This is a genomic window from Bordetella holmesii (assembly GCF_020735985.1).
Taxonomy (GTDB): domain Bacteria; phylum Pseudomonadota; class Gammaproteobacteria; order Burkholderiales; family Burkholderiaceae_B; genus Bordetella; species Bordetella holmesii.
The window spans coordinates 2,009,899-2,035,986 of sequence record NZ_CP085973.1; the positions used below are offsets into that span (position 1 = coordinate 2,009,899).

Below are 26,088 nucleotides of genomic sequence, written 5' to 3' on the forward strand. Positions count from 1 at the left end.
AATCGGGCCGAATCGATCTTGCCCGGAATACGAACAACTTGCAATAAACTCCCAGACTACTCCTTTGTCGGAAGTCAACGCATGCCCTCCTCCCCCGACCTGCAACTCGACGGCTCGATCTGGTTGCGTAGCGGCGACCAGACCTGGGGCGGAGCTCAGCGCATCGCGCTACTGGCCCAGATCGGCGCCACCGGATCCATCGCGGCGGCCGCGCGCGCAGTCGGAATGAGCTATAAGGGGGCATGGGACGCCATCGACGCGATGAACAATCTGGCGGGCGTTTCTCTGGTCGAACGCGCAACCGGCGGCAAAGGGGGCGGCAGCAGCCGCCTGACGGAACCGGCGCGGACCCTGATTGCCCGGTTCGAGCAACTGCAGCATGAGCATCAGCGCTTCATGCAGCACCTGGCCAGCCAGGGCTTGGCGGGCGATCTCAACCTCATGAGGCGCTTCATGCTTAAAACCAGTGCGCGCAACCGATTGCTCGGCAACGTTGCCGACGTGCGAGCCGGCGCGGTCAATGACGAAATCCGTGTCGCGCTGCCCGGTGGGCACATTCTGCGCGCGACCATCACCCGGGAAAGCACGGCGGAGCTCGGTTTGCAACCGGGCCGCGAAGTCATCGCCCTGATCAAAGCCTCCGCCGTGCTGGTCGGGCTGCCAGGCACGGGCATGCGTCTGTCGGCAGACAACCAATTGCCCGGGAAGGTGGCTCAGTTGCGCAAAGGTGCCGTCAATGATGAGGTCGTCATCGATCTTGACGGCGGCGGCACGCTGGTGGCCATCATCACTGACGACAGCGCGCAGGCTCTGGCCCTGGCCGAGGGCAACACGGTCCACGCCATTTTCAGCGCGGCCAGTGTCATCCTCGGCGTGATGGACTGATCAGACAGCCGAAGCGGGCCGCTTATGGCCGGCGATGCGGCCGTCGCGTACCTCGAATACGGCATCGCCCAGCGCGTCGATGTCGGCCGGGTCGTGCGTAATAAGCATCATGGGCACGGGCAAGCCATCGAGCAGTTGACGCAGTTCCCACCGCATCTTGCCGCGCAGTTGCGCATCCAGCGCAGAAAATGGCTCATCCAGCAGGATGAGATCCGGCTCGGCCGCCAGTGCCCGCGCCAGCGCCGTACGCTGCTTCTGGCCGCCTGAAATCTGCCCAGGGTAACTGTTGGCGATCGCACCCAGTTCAAAGGCGTCGATCCAACGTTGCGCCTGTTGGGGCACGCCGCGCCGGGGGGGGCTCAGCCAGCCCGCGCGCAAGCCGAAAGCCACGTTTTGCCCTACCGTCAGGTGAGGAAACAAGGCGTAATCCTGGAACAGATAGGCCACGCGCCGCTGCTGCGGCGGCAGGAACACATCCCGTTGGCCATCGTAGAAAACCCGGCCATTGACGGCGATATGGCCGGAGTCCGGACGCAACAGACCGGCTACGGCGCGAAGCGTCAGGCTCTTGCCCGCACCCGACGGCCCGAACAGCACGACCCGCCGTGATTCCGTGCGCAACCGTACATCGAGCTCGAAGCGCCGGTCGTCCGCCTGCATGACCTTGCGCAGGGCGATATCGATCATGCCATCCCCCTGCGGCGAGGCATCAGACGGCTGGCCAGCAATAAGGCCGCCACACAGGTCACCGAGGTAATCAGCACCAGCAAATTGGCCGTGCCGTCATCGCCTGCCTGCACCGCTTCATAGATGGCGATGGAGAGTGTCTGAGTGCGCCCGGGGAGATTGCCGGCCACCATCAGCGTGGCGCCGAACTCGCCCAATGCCCGCGCGAACGCCAGGAGAACTCCTGCCATGATCCCGCGCATGGCCAGTGGCAGGCTCACGCGAAAAAACACCGACGACTCCCGCAGACCCAGCACGCGAGCGGCGGCCTCCAACTGCGGATCCACCTGCTCGAACGCCGTCCGAGCCCCTTTGAGTACCAGAGGAAACGCCACCACGGCAGCCGCAATGACCGCCCCCTGCCAGGTAAACACCAGCTCTATGCCCCACTCCGCCAAGGTCTGACCCAGGACGCCACGGCGTCCGAGCAGCACCAGCAAGTAATAGCCGAGCACGGTGGGCGGCAGCACCATGGGCAAGGTCAACACAGAGTCGACGAGTTCACGCGCCGGCGAGCGCCAACGCGCGAGCCAGAAACCCACGGCCGTGCCAGTTACCGCGCTGATCAAGGTGGCCCAGCCGGCGACCTTGAGCGACAGCAGCAGAGGGACCCATACCGGGTCGGTCATGCCCGAACCTTCAAGGTTTCTTGAAGCCGTAACGCGCCAGGATGGCCTGCCCCTCAGGCGAACGGGCATAATCAATGAACGACTGGGCTGCAGCCGTGTTGGCGTCGCGTGTGGTCAGAGCAATGGGGTAGGTGATCGACTGCGGCGTGGGCACAACCTCGACGACCTTGACCTTGTCGGGCATGACGGCGGCGTCGGTGGCGAACACGAAGCCGGCGTCGACCTCGCCGCGGGCCACATAATCCAGGCTTTGACGCACGTTCTGCGCGGGCACGCCCTTGGCCGAAACGGCATCCCACAAGCCCTGTTTTTCCAGTGCAGCCTGAGTGTAACGGCCAACCGGCACCGAGGCCGGGTTGCCGTAGGCCACGCGTTTGACCTTGTCGGCCTTCAGATCCGCCGTGCTTTTGACGGCAGAATCACCCGTGGCCGGTACGATCAAGACCAGCGCGTTGGCAGCGAAATTGACGCGCGTGTCTGGACGTACGGCCTTGCTCTGGACGGCGCGGTCCATCGCGGTCTGGTCGGCCGACGCAAAGACGTCCGTGGGCGCCCCCTGCTCGATCTGACGCAACAACACGTCCGACGCGGCAAAGTTCATCGCGACCTTGTTGCCCGGATGCTTGGCCTCATAAGCCTGGCCCAGCTCTTTGAAGGCATTGGTCAGGCTGGATGCGGCGGAAACCGTCAGGTCGGCGGCTTGCGCGCTGGCGGCGACAAACACGGCGGCCAACGCCGAGAAAATCAACTGGTTGCGGATCTGCATGGTCTACCCCTGGTAGCGGGCGCGAGAGCGCCGTGGTTGCGAAATATACCGAGCTATATAACGGCAGTCAAAAATAGGGCCGCGCCCACGGCGGCCCCTCTGATTAACCCAGCAGCAAAGCGTCATCGGCGAGCTTTTCGCCACGCACGCGCTCAAACATTGCCAGGAGGTCCGGAACGTCCATGCCTTTGCGGGCATCGCCACTGACATCGAGCACCACCTGCCCCTGGTGCAGCATGACCGTGCGTTGGCCGACATCCAGGGCCTGACGCATGCTGTGGGTCACCATCATGGTCGTCAGGTTATTCTCGGCGACGATGCGTGCGGTCAGCTGGAGTACAAAATCCGCCGTACGCGGGTCGAGCGCCGCGGTATGCTCATCCAGCAACAGGATACGCGATGGCTGCAAGGCGGCCATCAGGAGGCTGACCGCTTGCCGTTGGCCGCCGGACAGCAGGCCAATGCGATCGCCCAAACGATTCTCCAGGCCCAGCCCCAAGGTGGCCAGCCGCTCGCGGAAGTGCTCCCGCATGGATGCCTTGACCGCGCGGCTCAGGCCCCGCCGCTTGCCCCGGCACTGCGCCAGCACCATATTTTCTTCGATGGTGAGGTCTTCACAGGTGCCTGCCATAGGATCCTGAAAGACCCGCGCGACCTGTGTCGCCCGCGCCCACACCGGCTGGCGAGTCACATCGACATCGTTGATCAGGATGTTGCCCGAGTCGATGGGCAGGTCACCCGATACGGCATTCAGAAACGTCGACTTGCCCGCGCCATTGGAACCGATCACGGTGACGAACTGCCCCGTGGGAATGTCCAGCGACATGCCCCGCAAGGCCCTCGTCTCGATAGGCGTGCCGGCGTTGAACGTGATGAAAAGATCTTTTGCGCGCAACATGTCAGCGCCCCTTCTTGCCGAGCAGGCGGCGCTTCAACATGGGAATGACCAATGCAATGGTCACCAGCAATGCCGTGACCAGATTCAGATCCTGCGCCTTCAGACCGATGAAATCACTGTTGAGTGCCAAGGCGATGAAGAAGCGATAGACGATAGCGCCAATGATGACGGCCAGCGTGGCCAGGACCAGGCGGCGCGACGGCAGAATGCTTTCTCCGACGATCACGGTAGCCAGGCCAATCACGATGGTGCCTATGCCCATGGAGATGTCTGCGCCACCCTGGGTTTGGGCAAACAGGGCGCCAGCCAGGCCGACCAGTGCATTGGACAGCGCCATCCCGCCCAGAATCATGCCGCCCGTATTCACCCCCTGAGCGCGCGCCATGCGGCCGTTGGAGCCCGTCGCACGCATAGCCAGACCGCTTTGTGTGGAGAGGTACCAGTCCAGCAACCACTTGACCAGCACCACCACGACCAACAGAAGGAGGGGACGCGCCACATAGTCACTGAGCCAATCCGGTTGCAGCACCGTAAAAACGGTGGCTTCGGTAATCAGCGGCACATTGGGTTTGCCCATGATACGCAGATTGATCGAATACAGCGCGATCATCATCAGAATGCTGGCAAGCAAGTCCATGATGCGCAGGCGCACGTTCAGCCAGCCGGTGATCAGGCCGGCAACGGCGCCTGCTGCGGTGGCCGCCAGCGTGGCCATGAAAGGATCCAGGCCCATGGAAATGAGCGTTGCCGCCACGGCGCCGCCCAACGGAAAGCTTCCATCGACCGTCAGATCGGGAAAGCGCAGCAAACGAAAGGAAATGAACACACCCAGCGCGACCAGGCTGAAGATCAGGCCGATTTCCAGTGCACCGAGTAAAGAGAACAGGGACATGAGACGTTTGGCTGGCGGACCCATGCGGACCGCAGCAGCGTATGAACAGAGGATTCAGGGCCACCCATCAGGGCGGCCCCATAAGCGACGCTTACTTGACGACCTGCGCGGCGGACTTCACCAGCGCCTCGGGCAGGGTCACGCCCTGCTTGGCCGCCGCGCCCGGATTGACGTAGAGCTCCAGCTTATTGCTGGTCTCGGAAGGAATGGCCCCGGGTTTTTCGCCCTTGAGAATACGCACCACAATCTTGCCGGTCTGCAAACCAAGGTTGTGATAATTGATGCCTAATGCCGCGATAGCGCCGCGCTTGACGCTGTCGGTGTCCGACGCGATGAGCGGGATTTTGGCGTCGTTGCCGACCTTGACCAGCGCCTCGTAGGCCGAGACCACGTTGTTGTCGGTGTTCGTGTAGATCACGTCCACTTTGCCAATCAAGCTACGGGCGGCAGAGGCGACATCGACGGTGCGGGGTGCGGCAGCCTCGACGAGAGTCATTCCGGCCTTGGGCAGAAGCTCTTGCAGTTGCTTGACGACCACAACGGAGTTGGCCTCACCCGGGTTGTAGACCATCCCTACCCGCTTGGCATCTGGCACCACTTTCTTGATCAATTCAATCTGTTTATCCAGCGCCAGCAAATCCGACACGCCGGTCACATTGGTGCCCGAAGCCGCCATGCTGGGCACCAATTGCGCGGCTACCGGATCGGTCACCGCCGAGTAGACCACCGGGACTTCCTTGGTGGCAGCGACGACAGCCTGTGCCGACGGCGTGGCAATGGCCACGATGGCATCCGGCTTGTCGCCGACGAACTTACGCGCGATCTGCGCAGCGGTGCCGGTATTGCCCTGAGCGCTCTGGTACTGCCACTTGAGCGTCTTATTGGCGTCATAACCTGCCTGCTTAAGGGCCTCCTTGACGCCATCACGTACCGAATCCAGCGCCGGATGTTCGACGATGGCTGTCACGGCCACCGATTTTTGCTGGGCCATCGCGGAACCGGCCGCCATGGCCAGCGCCAGGGCTCCCACGGTCAGAAAATGTTTTTTCCCGATCAGCATAGGAATGCTCCTTCCACCAGATTGATATGTTTGATTACGGTTGTTTCCCGGTATCGCGCAATGGGCTTCTGACCCTGTTTACAAAACCAGGAAACCCCGTAGTCTAACGTGCGGCCTACCGGTTGTGGCGCCGTGCAGAGCGCGGGATATCCCTGAAGCCGGCCCTTGGCCAGGACGGGACCGATATACTCAAACGCTCCCGCGCCACTCTTGCAAGGAAGCTCCATGCAGACCAGACCCCTGGGCCGCTCCGGCCTCGCCGTTCCTCCCATCGTCTTCGGCGGCAATGTCTTTGGCTGGACCGTCGATGAAGCAGGCACCTTTTCCTTACTCGACACCATGGTCGATGCGGGCCTGAATTTCATCGACACCGCCGATGTGTACTCTCGCTGGGCCAGCGGCAACCAAGGCGGCGAGTCGGAAACCCTCATCGGCAACTGGCTCAAGAAAACAGGCAAGCGCGACAAGATCGTATTGGCCACCAAGGTGGGCATGGAAATGGGGCCCGACCGCAAGGGATTGGCTGCCGCCTATATCCGCCAAGCCGTCGAGGACTCGCTGGCACGGCTGCAGACCGACCACATCGATCTCTATCAGGCACACAGTGATGACCCAGATACCCCGCTGGCCGATACGCTGGAAGCGTTTGCGGACCTCATCCAGGCCGGAAAGATTCGGGTCATCGGGGCGTCGAACTACAGCTGCACGCGGCTGGCCGAAGCCCTGATCACCAGCGAGCGGCTTGGGCTGCCACGCTTTGAAAGCGTACAACCCGAATACAACCTCTACACGCGCCAACCGTTTGAGTCCGGGCTGCAGGCCCTGGTGCAAGCGCAGCAAGTCGGGGTCATCAACTACTATGCGCTGGCCAGCGGGTTCCTGACGGGCAAGTATCGCCAGCCCAGCGATGCCGCCAAAAGCGTGCGCGGCGCCAAGATCGTGGAGTCGTATCTCGATGAGAGGGGCCGGCGTATCCTGCAGGCCTTGGATGAGGTGGCCGACCAGACGGGCGCCACACTGGCGGAAGTGGCGCTGGCCTGGCAAATCGCCCAGCCCGGCATCACCGCGCCGATCGCCAGCGCCACCACCCTGGAGCAACTGAGCGAATTGATCGGGGCGGCGCGCCTGCAGCTAAGCCCCGAGCAACGCGACCGTCTGAGCCAGGCCAGCGCCTGGCAATAATCTTGTAAACAAAGGCCTGCGACGAGGCCTTTGTTTACTTGACGACGCCGCAGATGATGCGCGCGCCCCCACCGCCCAACGGCATGGGGTGATCGCTGTGGTTGTCGCCACCGGCGTGGATCATGAGCGCATGGCCCTTGAACTCGCTGGCCTTCAAGCGTGGCGCCAATACGGGATAGTTGGCTTTGCCGTCAGGCATCACGTAGATGGCAGGCAGGTCGCCCTTATGGCCGCTGTCGTCGTAGGGGCCTTTGTGCGAATTGCTCTTATCCGGATCCCAATGCCCTCCCGCAGCACCCGCCGCAACGGGTTTGCCGTCAGCGGTGGTGGCGTCGCACGACGCCTTGTCGTGCAGGTGAAAGCCGTGCACCCCTGGCGGCAGCCCTTCCAGAACCGGCGTCAGCAAGGCGCCGTATTTAGTCTGCTCGATCTTGATGGTGCCCACTTTTTGTTCCGGCCCTTTGGGCCCGGCGGCATACATATCGACGGTCTGCGCCGCCACGCTGCCTGCTGCAGCCAGCAAAGCGAAGCAGAGGGTTGATTGCACAAGAGATTTCATGGGCTAGCCTCCGGAAAGGAAAGTCATGGCCGTGGCTTACGGCTCAAACCAGTGTATCTGTGAGCCTGCCTGCCGGGCAATGTGCAGACCTTATCCGGACCCATTCGCTTTCCAAACCTAATCCAGAGTTACACCCGAATCCTTGACCACTTTGGCCCAACGCCCGATTTCGCTATCGACATAGGCTCCGAATTGCGCTCCGGTCAAAGTAGGCGTGGCCGAACCATTGGCCAGCCAGATTTCCTTGATCTTGGGCTGGTTCAAGGCTTTGGTCACCTCAGCCGTCATCTTCTCGATCGCTTCCGGGGGCGTGCCAGCCGGCGCCCACAGCGCGTACCAGGTCGATACCTCGTAGTCGGGCACCCCTGCCTGGTTGGCAGTAGGCACTCCCGGAAATGCCGGGGAACGCTCGGTCGAGGCTACAGCCAAGGGCACGATGCTGCCGGCACGAATATGGTTGGCCGAGGATCCCAGGCCGTCGAACGCCATATCCACCTGCCCGCCGATCAGCGCCGAGAGCATCGGACCGGCGCCTTGATAGGGCACATCGACCAATTTCAGACCATTTTGCAGCGCGAACAACTCGCCGGCCAGGTGATGGGTGCTGCCTTTACCGGCGGTGCCGAAATTGATTTCTCCGGGATGTTGCTTGGCGTAGGCGATGAGTTCTCCCAGGGTTTTGACAGGCAGCTTCTCTTTGTTGACGACGACGACCTGAGGCGGCTGGGCCAATAGCGCGACGGGAACGAAATCCTTCTGTATGTTGTAGCTCAGGCTTTTGTACAGCGACGGCGCCAAGGCGTGATGGGCGCCGCCCATGAAAAACGTGTAGCCATCCGGCCGGGCCTTGGCCGCGACGCCCGCGCCAACAGTCCCGCCTGCGCCGCCTTTGTTGTCGATGACCACGCTCTGGCCCATCTGCATGCCCAGTTGTTGGGCCAGCGGCCTGGCAAAGGTGTCGGTGCCGCCCCCGGCGGGAAACGGCACGATGATGGTCACCGGACGTTCGGGCCACTGCGCCTGCGCAGCGGGTGTAGCCACGGCGGCCAGCGCGGCACAAGCCGCGACGATGATGCGATGCTTCATGGGGTCTCCTCCTCGGGATTCGTCTCGCGGCTGACCGCGTCTGTTATGTCCGCTGGCCGATAAGCGCAGCGTCTGTCCACCACCACGAACTGCAATAACACGTTCGGATCTATGCCTCTTGCACCTCTCAGGAAAAACCGGAAAACCGGGAGAAGCCCTCCCGGCCCACACTTCACGGGTTTTGATATGACTCGCGAAGAACGTTCTTCTGCACCTTGCCCATGGTGTTGCGGGGTAACTGCTCGACAAGGTAAATCCGTTTGGGCACCTTGAAGTTGGCAATGCGCGCCTTCAGTTCCTGCTGCATGGCGTCGGCGTCCAGCGTGGCTTGCGGTTTGGGCACGACGACGGCCACGACGGCTTCGCCAAAATCCGGGTGCGGCACGCCGATGACGGCCGACTCGGCCACGCCCGGCATATCATCGATGACGCTTTCGATCTCCTTGGGGTAGACGTTGAAGCCGCCCGATATGATCAGATCCTTGCTGCGCCCGACAATGGACAGGTAATCCGCTGGCACATCGCCCGAGGCGGCCTGACCGCCCCAACGACCGACGTCGCCCGTTCTGAACCAGCCATCGGCAGTGAACTCTTCCCGGGTTTTCTCAGGCATGCGCCAATAACCGGAAAACACATTGGGTCCGCGCACCTGAATATTGCCGATCTCGCCGGCCGGCACTGGCTGGCCATGGTCATCGACCACGCGCACCTGCACCCCCGGCAACGTGCGGCCGACCGTGCCCCCGAGGCGTTCGCCGCTGCCCTGCGCATAGGGGTTGGAGGTCAACATGACGGTTTCGCTCATGCCATAACGCTCCAGGATGGTGTAGCCACTGCGCTGACGAAAGTCGTTGAAGGTCTCGGTCAGCAATGGCGCGGACCCGGAAATGAACACGCGCATGTTGGCGCAGGTGTCGCGCGTGAACCGTGGGTCGCTGAGCAGGCGGACGTAATACGTGGGCACTCCCATCATCATCGTGCTCTGGGGCAGATAGTGCAGCGCCTGCTCCACATCCAGTTTGGGCAGCCATATCATGCGCGCACCCGCGAGCAACGCTCCTCCGTGCGAGGCCACGAACAGACCGTGCACGTGGAAGATCGGCAACATATGAAGCAATACATCATCCTGCCGCCAGCCCCAGTACTCGTTGAGCACCTGCGCGTTATGCGCCAGATTGCCATGCGACAGCATGGCCCCCTTGCTGCGCCCGGTCGTGCCGGATGTGTACAGGATAGCGGCCAGATCATCCGGCTTGCGTGTAACCGTGCGGAATGTGCGGGGCATGCCGGCAGCGGCCGCCAATATCGTGCCGCTACGGTCATCATCGAGCGTAAAAACGTGTTGGGTGCCCGTTGCCAAGGCAACCCGTTCGACCCATTCCAGATTCTTGCTGGCACACACGACGACGGACGGCTCGGCGTTCTCGAGGAAATATTGCACCTCCGCTTCACGGTACGCCGTATTGAGCGGCAGATAAACGTAACCCGCGCGCAGGGTGGCCAGATACAGCAGCAACGCCTCGGGCGATTTTTCGACCTGCACCGCTACGCGCGCGCCCTTGGGCAGGTGCAACGAGGCAAGCAGATTGGCCAGGCAGGCGCTAGCTTGGTCGATATCGTCCCATGTGTATTCCAACTCGGGGGTTTCCAGCGCGATCTTGCTGCGATCCTGGGGAAAGCCCGACGCCAGCACGGCGTACAGATTGGCATTGGTCACCGTTTTCAATCTCCATTGAATATTGGTTGTTCGCCAGCCAGAAAGGCACGCACGCCCTCTCGATGGTCATGGCTGTCGGCATATGAAAAAAAATCGAGATACTCGGCTTCACTCAGCGGTGTGCCCTGCTGCAGGCGACGCACCAGCCTCTTGTTGCGCCTCGCCGCGTCGGGAGCACCAGCCAGGATATGGTCAACCGAAGCTTGCACCGTGCTGTTCAGGCAGCCCGGCGCGGCCACGCGCGTGAGCAGGCCCAAACGCAGCGCTTCGGCCGCATCGAACACGCGGCCTTCAAGCAGCACGGCCAGCGTGTTGGCGGGTCCAAGCAGGGCCAACAGTCCTTTCATTTCGTCGGGCGCCATGGGAAAACCGAGACGATTTATGGGTGCACCAAAGCGCGCATCGCAACAGGCGATGCGTATATCGCACTGCGCGGCAATCTCCAGGCCCCCACCCACGCATACGCCCTCTATCTGGGCCACGACCGGCTGCGGGCATTGCGCGATAGCGGCCAGTGCAGGTGCCAGCATGCCGCGGTGATAGTTCATGACCGATGGAAGATCATTGCGCTGGTGCGCAAACTCCCGGATATCCGCACCTGCGGCGAAGTTGCCGTCTGCCCCGCGCAGAATCACACAATGAATCTGCGGATCCGCAGCGATCTGCACGAAGACGTCACGCAAACCCTGCCACATGGCCACGGTGATCGCGTTGAGCCTGCCCGGATGCGCCAGCTCAACCCTGGCCACCCGCCCCTCACGGCACCACGCGACGGAGCCGCCCATCGTCACGCCACCCGCCCGAAACCACGACTGACGGTGATCTTGCCGTCTTGCAGGCGCGCCAGATTGGCGTCCAGGTCGTCCAATACATAGAGATAGTTGACCATCATCCCGCAAGACTGCTCCAGGCCGTTGTCGGAGACGTCGGCCGCCCAGTTCAGGCGTTCGAGCCGCGCACCGTTGCCCAGATGAAAGCGCGCCACCGGATCTGCGGGCCGATCATTTCTCAACGACTGCAGATAGTGCGAGGCGAGCTTTACGCCAGCCCGGCGCAGGGCTTCCGAAGGCTTTCCGCGCGCCGCACGCCTCAGGCGCGCCACCCACTGCTGCCCATCCGGCGAGCGTTTGCCACCACCCTTTTCACCGCGCACGATCTGCTCGACTTCCGGCCCCTTCAAGCGTGCCAGCCAGGCATTGAAACCTGGCATGGGTGACAGCGTCGCGAAGGACTTGAGTTGGGGCAGTTCCTGCAATAACCGTTCGATGACACGCTTGAGCAGGAAATTGCCGAAGCTGATGCCACGCAATCCTTCCTGCGTATTGGAGATGGAGTAGAAAATCGCCCAGCGTGCGCGAGTCAGATCCTGAGCCGGGGCCTGAGTATCGAGCAGCGACTGCACACTATCGGACATGCTGGCATCGAAAGCAATTTCGACAAAGATGAGCGGAACATCCGGCATCTGGGGATGAAAGTAAGCATAGCAACGGCGGTCTTGGGCCACCCGATGGCGCAGATCATCCCAGGATTGGATGGCGTGAACGGCCTCGTACTGGATCAGCTTTTCCAGGAGCGAAGCAGGGCTGTCCCACGTCAAGGGCCGCAGTTCCAGCAAGCCCACGTCAAACCATGACGACAGCAATTCTTCCAGCACCGGCTCCAACGCCTGCAGACCGGCAACCTGCTTGCGCCAGCGCAGCATATCGGCGCGCAGGCTCACCAGAAAACGCAGCCCTTCGGGCTGGGCATTGAAGCGCTTGAAAAGCCGAGCGGTTTCGGCCTGGGCGGAATCCAGGCGGGCATACGCGCGCGTCAGGCCCGCCAACAGACTGCGGCGGCGTGCCCCATCGCCCTGCATATAGGCGGCGCACCAGCCGGCGGCCAGTTTGTTGGCCCGCACATCAGTGGCGCGCGCCTGGAACAACGCCAGAATTTCGGTGTCGGCGAGCCGCTCACGCTCGAGCAGCCGGCCGAGGCGGGCCATCAGGCCGCCGCCTGCGGCATTGCCCTCAACCTGCTCGCGAGCTGGCACGTCGCGCGCGGGCACGGGTCTGTCCAGAGATGACATGGTCTTGATCCTCCGAATCGGGCAGCCGCTGCGCAGGCGGCTGATGCGCCAGCCGGCGCAGGGCTTCCATTTGCCGCAATAGATGTTTGCGCGTCAGGGCTTCAGCCCCCTCGGGATCGCGCGCCTGCAACGCCGCGTAAATCGCCAGATGTTCAGCGCAGGACTCTTGCAAGCGGCCTGGCAGCGCCAGACTTTTGTGGCGAAACAGGCCGACGACTTTGCGCAATTTATCGACCATATCGGACAGCCAGCGGTTGTCCGCCAGAGACTGCACCTGCACATGGATGCGGTAGTTGGTGTCGTAATACTCGTCCATCTGGCCTGCTGCAGCCTGCTCGCGCAAACGGTCATGCAATGGCCCGAGCGCCAGCAAATCGGCGGCAGTGGCCTTTTGAGCGGCTTCGTAGGCGCAACGCCCCTCCAACATGGCCATGAGCGGAAAGATCTGCTCCAGATCGTCCACAGCAAGCTCGTTGACGAAGCTGCCGCGGCACGGCTCCAGCCGTACCAAGCCCTCGTTGGCCAAGACCTTCAGCGCCTCGCGCAGCGGTGTGCGCGAAATCCCCAACTGCTCTGTCAGGCGCACCTCGTCTATCCCCTGGCCGCAAGCCAGGGCGTGGGCGCGAATCATGTCACGCAGGCGATCTGCGACCTCTAGATACAGCGCCTGGCGGACGATGGGAGCAGCCATGAATTATCCATAATTCATAATTACAGCCATGGTAAACGCGCCCGGCGCTGCTGTCTGCCCCAGGATAAACCCTTAATCAGAGATGCAGAATCCCATCGACGGCATGGCCGGCCAGCGTGCGCGCCCACCGGCGCGCAGGCAGGCCGTATCGAGACTCGACCACCTCGGCGCGGGCCAGTAACTCGGCTGGTGTGACCGCCAACGGCAGCCCGGAGAAGGCCAGAACGATCTGATTGCCCGCATCGATTTCGGGCAGGAGGATGATACGGTCGTCAAACGCTTTGGACAGATTATCGATGTTGCGCCCGAAACTCTCGTGGCGGCCAAACAGGTTGACAGCCAGCACACCGACCTCGCCCAACACGCGGCGGCAATCGCGGTAAAACCCCACACTATCGCGCACCGGCCCCTCGGCCTTGGCGTCGTAAAGATCCACCATGAGCACCTGGCTGCGTCCCACGTTGAGTGGGTCGGCCACCCAGACGGCGGCGTCCTCATGGTGTACGTCCAGCCGGGCCGGCGTGGACAACTTGAAAAACATCTGGCAGACGGCCGTGACCTGAGGATTCCATTCGACCACATCGATGTGGCTGCGGGTGTGCTTGAGGCAGAAACGGGCCAGCGAACCCGCTCCCAGACCCAGCAAACCGATGGACTGCTCGCGCGGCGGCTCCAGAAAGAGCAGCCAGGCCATCATTTGCGACGTGTATTCCAGTACGAGTTCGGCAGGATTCTTGATGCGCATGGTACCCTGGATCCATTCACTGCCGAAATGCAGATAGCGCACGCCATCGGCGTCCGAAAGCGAGGGCTGATCCAGTGCTGAGGGTTGATTGCGTCGTGACATCACGGCATTGTAGCGATAGCCTCGAGGAGACCCACGTGCACGACAACTTTTCAAGCACTCAGATCACTCGCAAGACCGTACTGCAAAGCGCTGACGGCATCGTCGCCTCCCAGCATCGCAAAGCCGCACAGGCTGGCGCGGCAATCCTGGCTGCGGGCGGGGACGCCGTGGATGCCGCCGTGGCAACATCTTTTGCCGCCGGCGTGGTCGAGCCCTGGATGAGCGGACCCATGGGCGGCGGTGCCATGGTCATCTATCGTGCCGACACCCGACGCGCCCAGGTCGTGCATTTCGAGATGCGATCGCCCGCCGCGCTGGATCCCAAGACTTACCCGCTTGCCGGCGACGGCAGCCTATCGGCCGATCTGTTCCCCTGGCCAGCCGTGCTCGACGATCGCAATTGTCGTGGAGCCACCGCCGTGGCTGTCCCCGGAACCGTGGCCGGTATGGCCGCGGCGCACCAGGCCTATGGAAAACTGCCGTGGCGCGACAATCTCCAAGGCGCTATCGCGTTGGCCGAAGAGGGTCCATTACTCGACTGGTACGCTACCCTCATGATCGCCGGTTCGGCCCGCTGGCTGGCCCGCGATCCGGCAGCCGCGGCCATGTTCCTGGACGATGGGCTTTGGCCCAAATCCAGCGGCTGGACAGCCACGGCCGCCAAGCACCTGGACTTCCACCGGGCTGCCCAGACCTTGCGCCAGTTGGCCGAAGAAGGAGCGCAGGCGCTCTACGGCGGCGACATCGGCCGCGCACTGGCGGCTGATGTTCAGGCCCAGGGTGGCAGCCTGGCACTGGCCGATCTGCAAAACTATGAAGCGCAATGGCTGGACGCGCTGGCCATTCCTTATCGGTCAGGCACTGTCTACGCCACCCCGCAGATGACATCGGGTCCCAATCTGGCACGGTGCCTGGGCCGCCTGGAGAGCCTGCTTCACCCCCAGGGCCGTCCGGCATCGGCTGCCTTCGAGTCCTATGCACAGGTGCTGCTCGACGAGTATCAATGGCGCTTCCAGCACATGGGCGACAACGAAGACCCACGCACTCCTGGCTGCACCACCCACTTCAGTGTCGTCGATCGGCAGGGCAATATGTGCGCGGTGACGCAAACGTTGCTGTCCGCCTTTGGCTCGCATGTCGTCGCACTATCGGCTGGCATGCTGCTTAACAACGGCATCATGTGGTTCGATCCCGAGCCGGGCAAGCCTAATTCCCTTGCGCCGAACAAGCGCTGCCTGATGAACATCTGCCCTGTCATCGGCCAGCAAGCCGACCGCGTATTCGCATTAGGCGCCTCCGGGGGCCGCAAAATCTTGCCGGCCGTCCTTCAACTGACGTCCTTCCTGATGGATTACGGCATGTCGCTGGAAGAGGCCTTTCATCATCCACGCATCGATGCCAGCACGGACACGCTTATCATCGACCCCGCATTGGGGGAGCTGACCGTGGCCGCGCTGGGCGGGCGCTTCCCGCACGCGTTGGCGCGCCGTGGCGTCTACCCGTTTGCCTTCGCCTGCCCAAGCGGTGTCCTGCGCGACACGCAAGGCAATGAGGGTTGCACCGAAATCATGGCGCCCTGGGGCGATGCCGCGTTGGCAGAGAACCACGGCCGCCGCCCCTGATCTGACGGCGTGCGCCCATGAAAAACGCCTGAACCGGCAATACCGGTTCAGGCGTTTCTATCTGGCAGCGGCCGACGCGATTCCGCCGGCTGCGCGATGACTTAGGCGTTGTCGCGCGAAGCACGGCGACGCTCGTGCTCTTGCAGGTAACGCTTGCGCAGGCGAATGAACTTGGGTGTGATTTCGACCAGCTCATCATCATCGATGAACTCCACCGCGTATTCCAGCGTGAGCTGGATAGGCGGCACCAGACGCACCGCCTCGTCCGTGCCGGAGGCACGCACGTTGGTCAACTGCTTACCCTTGATCGGGTTGACGACCAGGTCATTGTCACGGCTATGGATGCCGATGATCATGCCTTCATAAAGCGGCTCGCCGGGGCTGACGAACATCCGGCCGCGATCCTGCAGCTTCCAGAGGGCGTAGGCGACAGCGTCACCATTGTCCTGGCTGATGAGCACGCCGTTGCGGCGCTCGCCGATCGACCCTTCGCGCACCGGCGCGTATTCGTGGAACGTATGGCTCATCAAACCGGTGCCACGGGTCAGCGTCAGAAACTCGTTCTGAAAACCGATCAGGCCGCGCGCCGGAATGATGTATTCCAAACGCGTGCGACCGCGACCATCGGGTTGCATATCCTGCAGGTCACCGCGACGACGGCCCAGCTCTTCCATGACACCACCCTGGTGCCCGTCCTCGACGTCCGCCGTCAAGGCTTCATAGGGTTCGCACTTGACACCGTTGACCTCTTTGAACACCACGCGAGGACGCGACACCGCCAACTCGTAGCCTTCGCGGCGCATGGTTTCCAGCAGAATGGTCAGATGCAGTTCACCGCGGCCGGAGACCTCGAAAACCGTATCATCACCCGTGTCGCGCACACGCAAGGCCACATTGGATTTCAGTTCGCGATCGAGACGGTCGCGCAGTTGGCGGCTGGTGACGAACTTGCCTTCACGGCCGGCCAACGGCGAGGTGTTGACCATGAAATTCATGGTCAGCGTAGGCTCGTCGATACGCAATACCGGCAGAGCCTCTGGGGTGGAGGTATCGGTTACCGTCGTGCCGATGTTCAGATCTTCGATCCCGTTGATCAGCACGATGTCGCCGGCTTCCGCTTCCTCGACGACTTCGCGCTCCAGACCGCTGAACTTCAGCACCTGATTGATACGGCCGCGCTGCACCTGGCCTTCGGGACCGAACCGGAACGCCACATCCATGCCGGGACGCATACGGCCACGGTTGACGCGGCCCACGCCGATCTTGCCGACATAGCTGTTGTAATCCAGCGAGATGATCTGCATCTGCAACGGGCCGTTGGGATCATCTTCACGTTGCGGCACGTGCTTCAATACCGCCTCAAACAGCGGACGCATATCGCCGCTGCGTACGTCCTCGGTCAGGCCGGCATAACCGGAGAGCCCGGAAGCGTAAATCACCGGGAAATCGAGCTGCTCTTCTGTAGCGCCGAGCTTATCGAACAATTCGAAGGTAGCGTTGATGACGAAGTCCGGACGCGCGCCGGGACGGTCGATCTTGTTGACCACGACGATGGGCTTGAGGCCCAGAGCCAGTGCCTTGCGGGTCACGAAAATGGTCTGCGGCATCGGGCCTTCAACAGCATCGACCAGCAACAGTACGCCGTCGACCATGGACAGTACGCGCTCGACCTCGCCGCCGAAGTCAGCGTGCCCCGGGGTATCGACGATGTTGATGTGGGTGCCTTCGTATTCAACGGCACAGTTCTTGGCCAGAATCGTAATGCCGCGTTCTTTTTCCAGGTCGTTCGAGTCCATGACCCGTTCAGCAACCGCCTGGTTTTCGCGGAAAGTGCCGGATTGGCGCAGCAATTGGTCGACCAGGGTCGTCTTGCCGTGGTCCACGTGGGCGATGATGGCGACGTTGCGCAATGCGCGGGTCATAGCAGGTCCTTTAAGTTCAGGGGGCGGGCAGCAAACCCGCCGGCAATTCATTGAGCGCAAGCAAGGCCGCCTTGGGGTCGGGCATCGCTTGCAGGGCATCCAGGGTTACTGCGCGGTCCAGGGAGAAAGGCCCAACCTCGGTACGGCGCAAGGCGGCCAGGTGGGCATAACACCCCAACGCGCGCCCGATGTCCTGGGCCAGCGTACGGATGTAAGTCCCTTTACTGCACGCCACATCGATCTGGGCCTGGTGCCCGGTAAACGACAGCAGTTCGATGCGATAAATCGTGACCCGCCGAGGCGGGCGTTCCAACTCGATACCCGCGCGGGCATACTCGTATAACGGTTTGCCGTCGCGCTTGAGTGCCGAATACATTGGCGGAATCTGCTCGATGCTGCCTTGAAATCGTGACAGCACTTCGCGCAGCGCCACCTCATCTGGCACCTCGTGACCCGGATCGGCCCGCGCCACGATGTTGCCAGTCAGATCGCCACTATCGGTTTCTTCACCGAACTGCAACGTCGCGCAGTAAGTCTTGTCTGCGTTGAGCATCGCGCCGGATATCTTGGTCGCGCGGCCCATGCAGCACAGCAACAGGCCTGTGGCAAAAGGGTCCAGCGTGCCGGTGTGTCCGGCCTTGGCCGCGTCCAGCGTCCGTTTGGCGCGCTGCAAAGCGTGATTACTAGACAAGCCTACCGGTTTGTCCAGCAACAACACACCGTCGAGCGGCTGCCCGCGTCGTTTAGCCATCGTCGGAATCCGAAACAGAGAAAAAAAGCGACGACAGCCCGATCAGGACTGGTCTTCAGGCTCGTCGGGGACGCCCGATTGCGGACCGCGGTTGGCGCGGTCGATCAGCATCGACATTTCGATGCCGCGCTCGAGTTGCGGATCATGAAAGAAACGCAGCGTCGGCACCGTGTGGATCTGCAGAAGTTTGTAGAGCTGCGAATGCAGCCAGCCGGCCTTTTCGTTCAGCAAGGCGGCAGCGGTCTCGGGCTCAGCGCCCAGGACCGTGAAAAACACCTTGGCATGCGCGTAATCGGCCGACAGTTCCACCCCGGAGATCGTAATCAGCCCCGCGCGAGTCATATCGATCTCGCGCTGAATGATCCCGGCCAGATCCTTCTGGATCTGTTCGGCCAGTCGCAGATTACGACCGGGGATGGATTTGGACTTGTGTCGGCTCATGTAGCAACAACCCGCGTGGCCCTGTTCTTACAGGGTACGCGCAATTTCCTTGATTTCAAAGACTTCCAGTTGGTCGCCGATTTGCAGGTCGTTGCTGCCGCGCAAGGTCAGGCCGCAATCGAAGCCGGATTTGACTTCCTTGACGTCGTCCTTGAAGCGGCGCAGCGAGTCGAGCTGACCCGTCCACACCACCACGTTGTTGCGCAGCAGGCGAACCTGCGAGTCGCGGCGCACCAGGCCATCGAGCACCATGCAACCGGCAACCGTGCCGATGCGGGAAATCGTATAGACCTCGCGCACTTCGACCTGGCCGATGATCTCTTCTTTCTTCTCGGGCGCCAACATGCCCGACATAGCTGCCTTCACTTCATCTACGGCGTCATAGATGATGTTGTAGTAGCGCAGATCGATGCCGTTGTTCTCGGCGAGCTTCTTGGCGCTCTGGTCGGCACGGACGTTAAAGCCAATGACCACGGCATTCGAGGCGATCGCCAGGTTGACGTCGCTTTCGGAGATGCCGCCCACGGCGGCGTGTACCACCTGCACGCGGACTTCGTCCGTCGACAGCTTGGTCAAGGCATTGACCAGAGCTTCCTGCGAACCTTGGACATCGGTCTTGACGATGAGCGGCAGCGTCTGCTTGCCTTCACCCATGTTGTCGAACATGGATTCCAGCTTGGCAGCTTGCTGACGAGCCAGCTTGACGTCGCGGAACTTGCCTTGCCGGAACAGGGCGATTTCACGCGCCTTGCGCTCATCGCTCAGCGAGATCAGTTCGTCACCGGCAGCAGGCACTTCCGTCAGGCCTTGAATCTCGACCGGAATGGACGGGCCAGCAGCCTGAATCGGCTTGCCGTTCTCGTCGAGCATGGCACGCACGCGGCCGAAGCTCGCGCCAGCCAACACGACATCGCCACGCTTGAGCGTGCCGCTTTGCACCAGGATAGTGGCAACCGGGCCACGGCCCTTGTCCAGACGCGCTTCGATGACCAGACCCTTGGCCGGGGCTTCGACCGGTGCGGTCAGTTCCAGAATTTCGGCTTGCAGCAACACGTTCTCGAGCAACTCGTCGATACCGGCACCGGTCTTGGCCGACACGGATACAAACGGCACGTCGCCGCCGTACTCTTCCGGCACGACCTGTTCGGCAACCAGCTCCTGCTTGACGCGCTCCGGGTTGGCGTCCGGCTTGTCCACCTTGTTGACCGCCACGACCAGGGGCACGCCGGCCGCCTTGGCATGGTGGATGGCTTCACGCGTCTGCGGCATGACGCCGTCATCGGCGGCGACAACCAGAATCACGATGTCGGTGGCCTTGGCGCCACGTGCACGCATGGCCGTAAAGGCTTCGTGGCCCGGGGTGTCGAGGAAGGTCACGCTGCCACGATCGGTCTGGACGTGGTAGGCGCCAATGTGCTGCGTAATACCGCCGGCTTCGCCCGCGGCAACCTTGGCGCGGCGGATGTAGTCCAGCAGCGAGGTCTTGCCGTGGTCGACGTGGCCCATGACGGTAACCACCGGAGCACGCGGAGACACCTCCGCTTCGGTCGCTGCGGGGGTTTCGTCCAGGAAGGCTTCCGGGTCGTCCAGCTTGGCGGCGATCGCCACGTGGCCCAGTTCCTCGACGACGATCATCGCGGTTTCCTGATCCAGCACCTGGTTGATGGTGACCATCTGGCCCAGCTTCATCAGTTGCTTGATGACCTCTGCGGCCTTGACGGACATCTTGTGCGCCAGATCGGCCACCGAAATGGTTTCAGGCACGTGAATTTCACGGGCGATGAATTCCTGGGCAGCGGGCTCATTGCGGCGATCGTTCTGCTGATTGCGGCCATGGTTGCGCGACCCCTTGCCACCACCGCCGCCCTTGCCGCCGGCACGCCAGCCGTCACGGGTAGCGGGGGTGGTAGCGGCCTTGTCAGTCGGCTTCTTGCGCGAAGCATCATCGCTCCAGGTCGAGGAAACCTCGGCCGTCTTGATGGTCTTCTTGCCGCCTGCTCCGGCTGCGGGCTTGTTGGCCCCGCCTTCCTTCTTGGGCGCGGCAGCGGCATCTTTCTTGCCTGCAGGCTTGTGCAATGTGCCAGACAACGCGGGCGTGCTGGGCGCGGCGGGCTCCGGTTCGGGAGCGCGCAGCACCTTGCGCGGGCGATTGAGCATCTCACGCAAGGCGGCGGCTTCTGCCTCCGCCTTACGGCGTGCGTCTTCGCGAGCGCCGGGAGCCGTCGAGGCAGCGGCCGCACGGCGCGCCGCATCAGCGGAGACCTGCGGACGTGCCAGCTCAGCCTTGGACAGCGTCTGGGTGGATTCGGATTTGGCCGCTTGGGCTGGGGATTTGGAGTTTATTTCGTTTTGAGCTTGCACAACGGATTCGGGCCCGGCTTCTTGAGTCGTGGGCGCTGCGACAGATTCTTTCTTGGCTTCGGGCTCGACCGGCTGTGCCGTGGATTGCTCGCGGGAAGCCGCGGGTTGGGCGGACTGGGGCTCTGCTTCAGCCTTGACCGCGGGAGCAGGCGCCGACGTTTCCGTCGGTGCCGGGGTTTCGGTGGCGGCTTCATCCGCCTGGGACTTGATGGGTTCAGCAACTTGCTCAGGCTCAGGCGATGCAGCTACCTGGGCTTGGGGTGCCGGTTCGATAGCGGCGGCTTCGGGCTGGGTGTCAGCCTTCGGTGCATCGTCGGCCGGAGCCGGTTCGGTCTTGGTGTCTTGCGCTTGAACACCGGCGTCGGCCGCGGCCGGTTGCGGCTCCTGGACCTGGGACGCGATCTCGACAGCGTCGAACGCCTCGGCGGAGACATCTGCGGCAGCCTGCTCGGCAGCGGCTTGGGCGTCGGCAGCCGCTTCGGCAGCCAGTTCGGCCGGATCGCGCTTGACGAAGACGCGTTTTTTACGCACCTCGACCTGAATCGTACGCGAACGACCCGTGGCATCCGCTTGGCGGATTTCAGAAGTCTGCCGACGTGTCAGCGTGATCTTCTTGCCGTCGGTCGCGCCATGCGCGCGGCGCAGCGAGTCGAGCAATTTCGCCTTGTCGCTGTCGGTGACGGTATCGTCGACCGATTTGAGGTCAACGCCGGCCGAACGCAGCTGATCCAGCAGCACGTTGGCAGGCATTTTCAGCTCGGTAGCGAACTGGGCGACAGTATTACTCGACATTAGGCTCTCTTCCCTATCTGCAGCTATTTACAATTTTCAACGCGGGGCGGTCCAGCAACGCCAGGCAGCGGCGCGATCATTCCTCGTCGAACCAGTGCGCACGCGCACGCATGATCAAGTCGCTGGCCTGCTGCTCGTCCATGCCGGCGATCTCCGCCAGCTCATCGGTCGCCAGTTCGGCCAGATCGTCACGCGTATGTACGCCACGCTCAGCCAGTTTGGCAGCCAGGTCAGGTGTTATGCCATCGAGTTCGAGCAGATCCTGCGCGGTTTCCAGGCGTTCTTCCTGGGCAATCGCCTCGGTAAGCAAGGCATTGCGGGCGCGGGCACGCAGTTCATTGATGGTGTCTTCATCGAAAGCCTCGATCTCCAGCAGTTCCTGCATGGGGACATAGGCGATCTCTTCCAGACCGGTAAAGCCTTCATCGATCAGGATATCGGCGACTTCTTCGTCCACATCCAGCTTGTCCATGAAAGCGGCGCGCAGCGTGGCACGCTCATTTTCCTGGCGATTGAGGCTTTCCTCCGGCGTCATGATATTGATCTGCCAGCCGGTCAACTCGGAGGCCAGACGCACGTTCTGCCCCCTGGCGCCAATGGCTTTGGGCAGGTTCTCTTCATCGACCACGACATCCATGGCGTGCTTGTCTTCATCGACCACGATGGATTCGACGTTGGCGGGCGCCAGCGCGCCGATGACGAACTGAGCGGGATCTTCCGACCACAGGACGATGTCGACCTGCTCGCCACCCAACTCGTTGCGCACGGCGGTCACGCGCGATCCGCGCATGCCCACGCAAGTGCCGATGGGATCGATACGCTTGTCGTAAGCCACCACGGCAATCTTGGCACGCACACCCGGGTCGCGGGCAGCCGCCTTAATCTCGAGCAGACCCTGCTCGATTTCGGGGACTTCATTTTCAAACAATTGGCGGATGAATTCCGGCGAGGTCCGCGACAGAATCACCTGCTGGCCACGAGCGGCGTGATCGACACGCAGCACAAAGGCGCGGACACGGTCGCCGACACGTAGGTTTTCCTTGGGGATCATTTCAGTGCGCGGCAGGCGGGCTTCGATCTTGCCTGTCTCGACGATGCAATCGCCCTTATCCATGCGCTTGATCGTGCCCGAGATGATGGTCTCGCCACGATCCAGAAAATCATTGAGCACTTGCTCGCGCTCGGCGTCGCGGATCTTCTGCAGGATGGCCTGCTTGGCCGCCTGCGCGCCGATACGCCCGAACTCGACCGGCTCGAGCGGCTCTTCGATGTAATCGCCTTCTTGCAGGTCCGGCGCGATTTCGCGCGCATCGGACAGCATTTCTTGCTTATCTGGTTCTTGCAGGCCCGCCTCGTCCGGCACCACGAGCCAGCGACGGAAGCCCTCATGGTTGCCCGTTTCGCGATCGATAGAGACGCGGATATCGGCGTCTTCCTTGAAACGCTTTTTCATGGCCGAGGCCAGCGCGCTTTCCAGCGCCCCGAATACGACTTCACGCGTCACGTTCTTTTCACGCGCCAGAGCGTCAACCAACAGAAGAATTTCGCGACTCATCGCTTTTTGCCCTTGAAATCCAGAACGGGATCCAGCTTGGCGCGCTCGATGTCATCGAGCGTGAAGCTCAGCACCTGAATATCGTCCTTCTTTGCCTCAAATTCGAGACCGAACACCGTTTTGCCGTCGGCAGAGGGATCCGCCGGCCGCAGGATGCCGGTAAACACTTTGCGCCCATCGACCGCCTCGCGCAGCTTGATCTCGACGCGCTCGTCCGCAAACCGGCGAAACTCCGCTTCGGTACGCAAAGGACGATCAACGCCGGGCGAGCCCACTTCGAGACGCTTGTAATCGATGTTTTCGACCTCAAACACGCGCGACAACTGCCGGGACACCTGCTCGCAATCTTCAATGCGAACGCCGCCCTCGCGGTCTATGGTCACGCGCAACAAGCCCAAGGCAGCACGCTCGACATCGACCAACTCGATGCCCATGCCCGCCAACGCTTCTTCGGTCAATGCGAATAAATCAGCCATACGCTCAAAAAAAATGGGCTGTATGCCCAGCCCATCGTGTTGCCCGACCTGCCGCCCGTGCTTGCATACTTGCAAACACCTGCCGCAACTCGGACGCTCTGCGACTTTTGTCGCCGTTGCCCGCGGCCACTTGCCGCCGACCCAAACGCCCGGCCAAAGCCACACGCAGTCGCGCAGCCCGCCTTCCTCACCCGCAAGAGCTATTACTCAAGCCCCGCAAGCGCCAGCTGCCCCGACCCCGCTCGGCATCCTCAAAGGGCAAGCGGGTTAAGGGCAAACATGGATCAACTGCGAAAAGACGCGCCAGGACACAAATGATTTTACCAGATAACGGACAAATTTTCCTGATTCATCCAGGGTTTACGCGATAAAGGGACGCGACACACCCGGAATGGTGGTTCGCGCCCCACACCCGATCAACGATCGCCGCGTCCACCCCGGCCACCCATTACGCCCAGACGGGACTCGTGCGCCGCCGCGCCTTTGGGCTGCCAATCATCGCCTCGCCCCTCGCCGCTGCGGCGCGGACGGGATTTATTGCCACCCGCCGGTTTGGGCGCTGCACTCTTGGGACGTCCTGCCCCCTTACCGGCAGGCTTGGGACCCGCAGCAGACTTACCCGCCGCAGAACGATTGCCGGCAGGCTTGGCCCCTACGGGCTTGCCGCCAGCCGGCCGGCCTGCGGCCGCGGCGCCGGCCGCCGCATTGGCGCCCGGTTTGCCACGCCCGCCAGCAGGCCTCTTTGCGCCCCGCGAGCCGGCCGGCTTGGCCGCCCCACCTGCTGCCGCGGCAGCAGACGATCCACCCGCTGCTGCGGCCGGCTTGCGGCCGCGCCCCTTGGCCGCACCGGCAGGTTTACCTTTGCCGCCTGCATCATTGCCCAGCGGATGCCCATTGGCATAGCCACCGGTAAACATCAGGCCCGTACCAAACGGATCCGACGGACACGGCGCCGAGGCACCGACCCTGCCGCCCTGCAACTTACCCCGGTGACCAATGCGCGCGCCGTTCATGCCATTGTGTTCCATCGTGCCAAAGCCCGGCGGCAATGCACTGTCATGCGACTGCGGCTGCCGCGACTTGCCGCGCCGCCCGCCCGATTCGTCATCCTCGCGCAACAGACCCAATTGCACCATCAGCGCCGATACCAGCGAAGCGTCCAGCTCTTCCCAACGGCCACGACGCAACGAGCGAGGCAACACCAGGTCGCCGAAACGCGTGCGTATGAGGCGACTGACGGTCACGCCCACAGCCTCGAACATCCGACGAACCTCGCGGTTGCGCCCCTCCTGCAACGTGACGCGGTACCAGCGGTTGCTGCCATCGCCGCCCAGATACTCGAAGGAACCGAACGCAGCCTTGCCATCATCCAGATCGATTCCTTCGACCAGGGAATTGCGCTGCGCCTCATCCATCTCGCCCAGTACGCGCACGGCATACTCACGCTCGGTGCCGTAGCGGGGATGCATGATGCGATTGGCCATATCGCCGGACGTCGTGAAGATCAGCAGACCTTCGGTGTTCAGATCCAGCCGCCCCACCGAGAGCCACTTTCCAGTGCGCAGCTTGGGCAGACGGGCAAATACGTTGGCACGCCCGCCCGGATCGTCATGACTGACGATCTCGCCGGCCGGTTTGTGATACAGAATCACGCGCGGGGGCTTCTTGGCATTGGGCCGGGAAATCGGCTTGCCATTGACGCGCACCTGATCGTTTGCCGCCACGCGCTGACCGATATGAGCGGGCTCGCCGTTGACTGACACACGGCCCGCCACGATGAGCTCCTCCATCTCGCGCCGCGACCCGACCCCAGCGTCGGCCAGCACCTTGTGCAGCTTAGGCATGATGGCTTCGCTGTTGAGGTACTTGCCCAGCCGTTGCTCGCTGCGGGCTGCCTTGTCCAGATACGACAACGCCTCATCCGCCTCGCGCTCGGCCTGGCGGGCATTGTCACCGCCCCGCGGCGCCTCAGCCGGCGCCGATTCGGCCACAGGGGTCGCATCTTTATTCTCTTCACTTGCAGCATCGGCACGGCGACGGCGAAACGGCGTGCGCAACTTGCGGCCGCGGCTGCGGCCGCCGCCCTCACCCTCAGGCGTAGCCGCGGTGGCCTGCTCGGCCGAGGGCGCCTGATCAACGGTGGAATTGTCGTCCTGCATCGT

General features: G+C 62.6%; 23 protein-coding genes. 3 read left to right on the forward strand and 20 right to left on the reverse strand.

Annotation, left to right across the window (positions count from 1 at the left end; genetic code table 11):
• Positions 1 to 81: 81 nt before the first annotated feature.
• On the forward strand, positions 82 to 885 hold the full coding sequence (locus LK440_RS09620) for a TOBE domain-containing protein (protein WP_005013283.1): 804 nt from the start codon (positions 82 to 84) through the stop codon (positions 883 to 885).
• Here LK440_RS09620 and LK440_RS09625 read toward each other — a convergent pair whose 3' ends face one another.
• From LK440_RS09625 to LK440_RS09650, 6 genes are all read right to left on the reverse strand, one after another.
• Positions 886 to 1,572, reverse strand: a complete 687-nt coding sequence (locus LK440_RS09625) for an ATP-binding cassette domain-containing protein (protein ID WP_017685452.1) — start codon at positions 1,570 to 1,572, stop codon at positions 886 to 888.
• A complete protein-coding gene (gene modB / locus LK440_RS09630; protein WP_005013281.1) occupies positions 1,569 to 2,240 on the reverse strand; it encodes a molybdate ABC transporter permease subunit in 672 nt (223 codons plus the stop codon). Before modB ends, LK440_RS09625 begins: the two co-directional genes overlap by 4 nt.
• Positions 2,241 to 2,250: 10 nt before the next feature.
• Positions 2,251 to 3,006, reverse strand: a complete 756-nt coding sequence (modA, locus tag LK440_RS09635) for a molybdate ABC transporter substrate-binding protein (protein WP_005013280.1) — start codon at positions 3,004 to 3,006, stop codon at positions 2,251 to 2,253.
• A 103-nt stretch (positions 3,007 to 3,109) separates the two neighbouring features.
• Positions 3,110 to 3,904 (reverse strand): ABC transporter ATP-binding protein, encoded by a 795-nt coding sequence (locus tag LK440_RS09640; protein WP_005013279.1) that lies wholly within the window; start codon positions 3,902 to 3,904, stop codon positions 3,110 to 3,112.
• Position 3,905: 1 nt separating this feature from the next.
• Entirely contained in the window at positions 3,906 to 4,796 is an 891-nt protein-coding gene (locus LK440_RS09645) for an ABC transporter permease (protein ID WP_005013278.1), read from the reverse strand.
• 91 nt (positions 4,797 to 4,887) lie between these two features.
• Complete coding sequence (locus LK440_RS09650) at positions 4,888 to 5,856, reverse strand: ABC transporter substrate-binding protein (protein WP_005013275.1); 969 nt, start codon at positions 5,854 to 5,856, stop codon at positions 4,888 to 4,890.
• Between the two features lie 225 nt (positions 5,857 to 6,081).
• Here LK440_RS09650 and LK440_RS09655 point away from each other — a divergent pair, with 225 nt between their 5' ends.
• Positions 6,082 to 7,038, forward strand: coding sequence for an aldo/keto reductase (locus LK440_RS09655; RefSeq protein WP_005013272.1), 957 nt, complete (start codon positions 6,082 to 6,084; stop codon positions 7,036 to 7,038).
• Between the two features lie 34 nt (positions 7,039 to 7,072).
• Here the strand turns inward: LK440_RS09655 and sodC are convergent, their stop codons facing one another.
• The 7 genes from sodC to LK440_RS09690 all read right to left on the reverse strand — a co-directional run bounded on the left by sodC (position 7,073) and on the right by LK440_RS09690 (position 14,006).
• Entirely contained in the window at positions 7,073 to 7,597 is a 525-nt protein-coding gene (sodC, locus tag LK440_RS09660) for a superoxide dismutase family protein (protein WP_005013271.1), read from the reverse strand.
• 117 nt (positions 7,598 to 7,714) lie between these two features.
• Entirely contained in the window at positions 7,715 to 8,683 is a 969-nt protein-coding gene (locus tag LK440_RS09665; RefSeq protein ID WP_005019205.1) for a Bug family tripartite tricarboxylate transporter substrate binding protein, read from the reverse strand.
• A 172-nt stretch (positions 8,684 to 8,855) separates the two neighbouring features.
• On the reverse strand, positions 8,856 to 10,400 hold the full coding sequence (locus LK440_RS09670; protein ID WP_005013267.1) for a malonate--CoA ligase: 1,545 nt from the start codon (positions 10,398 to 10,400) through the stop codon (positions 8,856 to 8,858).
• 5 nt (positions 10,401 to 10,405) lie between these two features.
• Positions 10,406 to 11,185: an enoyl-CoA hydratase/isomerase family protein gene (locus LK440_RS09675; protein ID WP_050427709.1), complete on the reverse strand. Its 780-nt coding sequence runs from the start codon at positions 11,183 to 11,185 to the stop codon at positions 10,406 to 10,408.
• Positions 11,186 to 11,187: 2 nt separating this feature from the next.
• Positions 11,188 to 12,468: a malonyl-CoA decarboxylase domain-containing protein gene (locus tag LK440_RS09680; RefSeq protein WP_025341395.1), complete on the reverse strand. Its 1,281-nt coding sequence runs from the start codon at positions 12,466 to 12,468 to the stop codon at positions 11,188 to 11,190.
• On the reverse strand, positions 12,410 to 13,159 hold the full coding sequence (locus LK440_RS09685; protein WP_005013262.1) for a GntR family transcriptional regulator: 750 nt from the start codon (positions 13,157 to 13,159) through the stop codon (positions 12,410 to 12,412). Before LK440_RS09685 ends, LK440_RS09680 begins: the two co-directional genes overlap by 59 nt.
• A gap of 76 nt (positions 13,160 to 13,235) precedes the next feature.
• Entirely contained in the window at positions 13,236 to 14,006 is a 771-nt protein-coding gene (locus tag LK440_RS09690; RefSeq protein ID WP_005013259.1) for a class I SAM-dependent methyltransferase, read from the reverse strand.
• 35 nt (positions 14,007 to 14,041) lie between these two features.
• Here LK440_RS09690 and LK440_RS09695 point away from each other — a divergent pair, with 35 nt between their 5' ends.
• Positions 14,042 to 15,628: a gamma-glutamyltransferase gene (locus tag LK440_RS09695; RefSeq protein ID WP_005013258.1), complete on the forward strand. Its 1,587-nt coding sequence runs from the start codon at positions 14,042 to 14,044 to the stop codon at positions 15,626 to 15,628.
• Between the two features lie 101 nt (positions 15,629 to 15,729).
• On the opposite strand, the gene typA is transcribed toward LK440_RS09695, so the two are convergent.
• The 7 genes from typA to rluB all read right to left on the reverse strand — a co-directional run bounded on the left by typA (position 15,730) and on the right by rluB (position 26,085).
• The gene (typA, locus tag LK440_RS09700) at positions 15,730 to 17,550 is read right to left on the reverse strand and encodes a translational GTPase TypA (protein WP_005013255.1); all 1,821 of its coding nucleotides are present in this window, start codon (positions 17,548 to 17,550) and stop codon (positions 15,730 to 15,732) included.
• A gap of 16 nt (positions 17,551 to 17,566) precedes the next feature.
• A complete protein-coding gene (gene truB / locus LK440_RS09705) occupies positions 17,567 to 18,301 on the reverse strand; it encodes a tRNA pseudouridine(55) synthase TruB (protein WP_005013254.1) in 735 nt (244 codons plus the stop codon).
• Between the two features lie 42 nt (positions 18,302 to 18,343).
• Complete coding sequence (gene rbfA / locus LK440_RS09710; RefSeq protein ID WP_005013251.1) at positions 18,344 to 18,742, reverse strand: 30S ribosome-binding factor RbfA; 399 nt, start codon at positions 18,740 to 18,742, stop codon at positions 18,344 to 18,346.
• Between the two features lie 27 nt (positions 18,743 to 18,769).
• Positions 18,770 to 21,895, reverse strand: coding sequence for a translation initiation factor IF-2 (gene infB / locus LK440_RS09715; protein WP_005013249.1), 3,126 nt, complete (start codon positions 21,893 to 21,895; stop codon positions 18,770 to 18,772).
• A 76-nt stretch (positions 21,896 to 21,971) separates the two neighbouring features.
• Positions 21,972 to 23,450 (reverse strand): transcription termination factor NusA, encoded by a 1,479-nt coding sequence (gene nusA / locus LK440_RS09720; RefSeq protein WP_005013248.1) that lies wholly within the window; start codon positions 23,448 to 23,450, stop codon positions 21,972 to 21,974.
• Positions 23,447 to 23,926: a ribosome maturation factor RimP gene (gene rimP / locus LK440_RS09725; protein WP_005013246.1), complete on the reverse strand. Its 480-nt coding sequence runs from the start codon at positions 23,924 to 23,926 to the stop codon at positions 23,447 to 23,449. Before rimP ends, nusA begins: the two co-directional genes overlap by 4 nt.
• Before the next feature lie 416 nt (positions 23,927 to 24,342).
• Positions 24,343 to 26,085: a 23S rRNA pseudouridine(2605) synthase RluB gene (gene rluB, locus LK440_RS09730; protein ID WP_005013245.1), complete on the reverse strand. Its 1,743-nt coding sequence runs from the start codon at positions 26,083 to 26,085 to the stop codon at positions 24,343 to 24,345.
• Between the last annotated feature and the right edge of the window lie 3 nt (positions 26,086 to 26,088).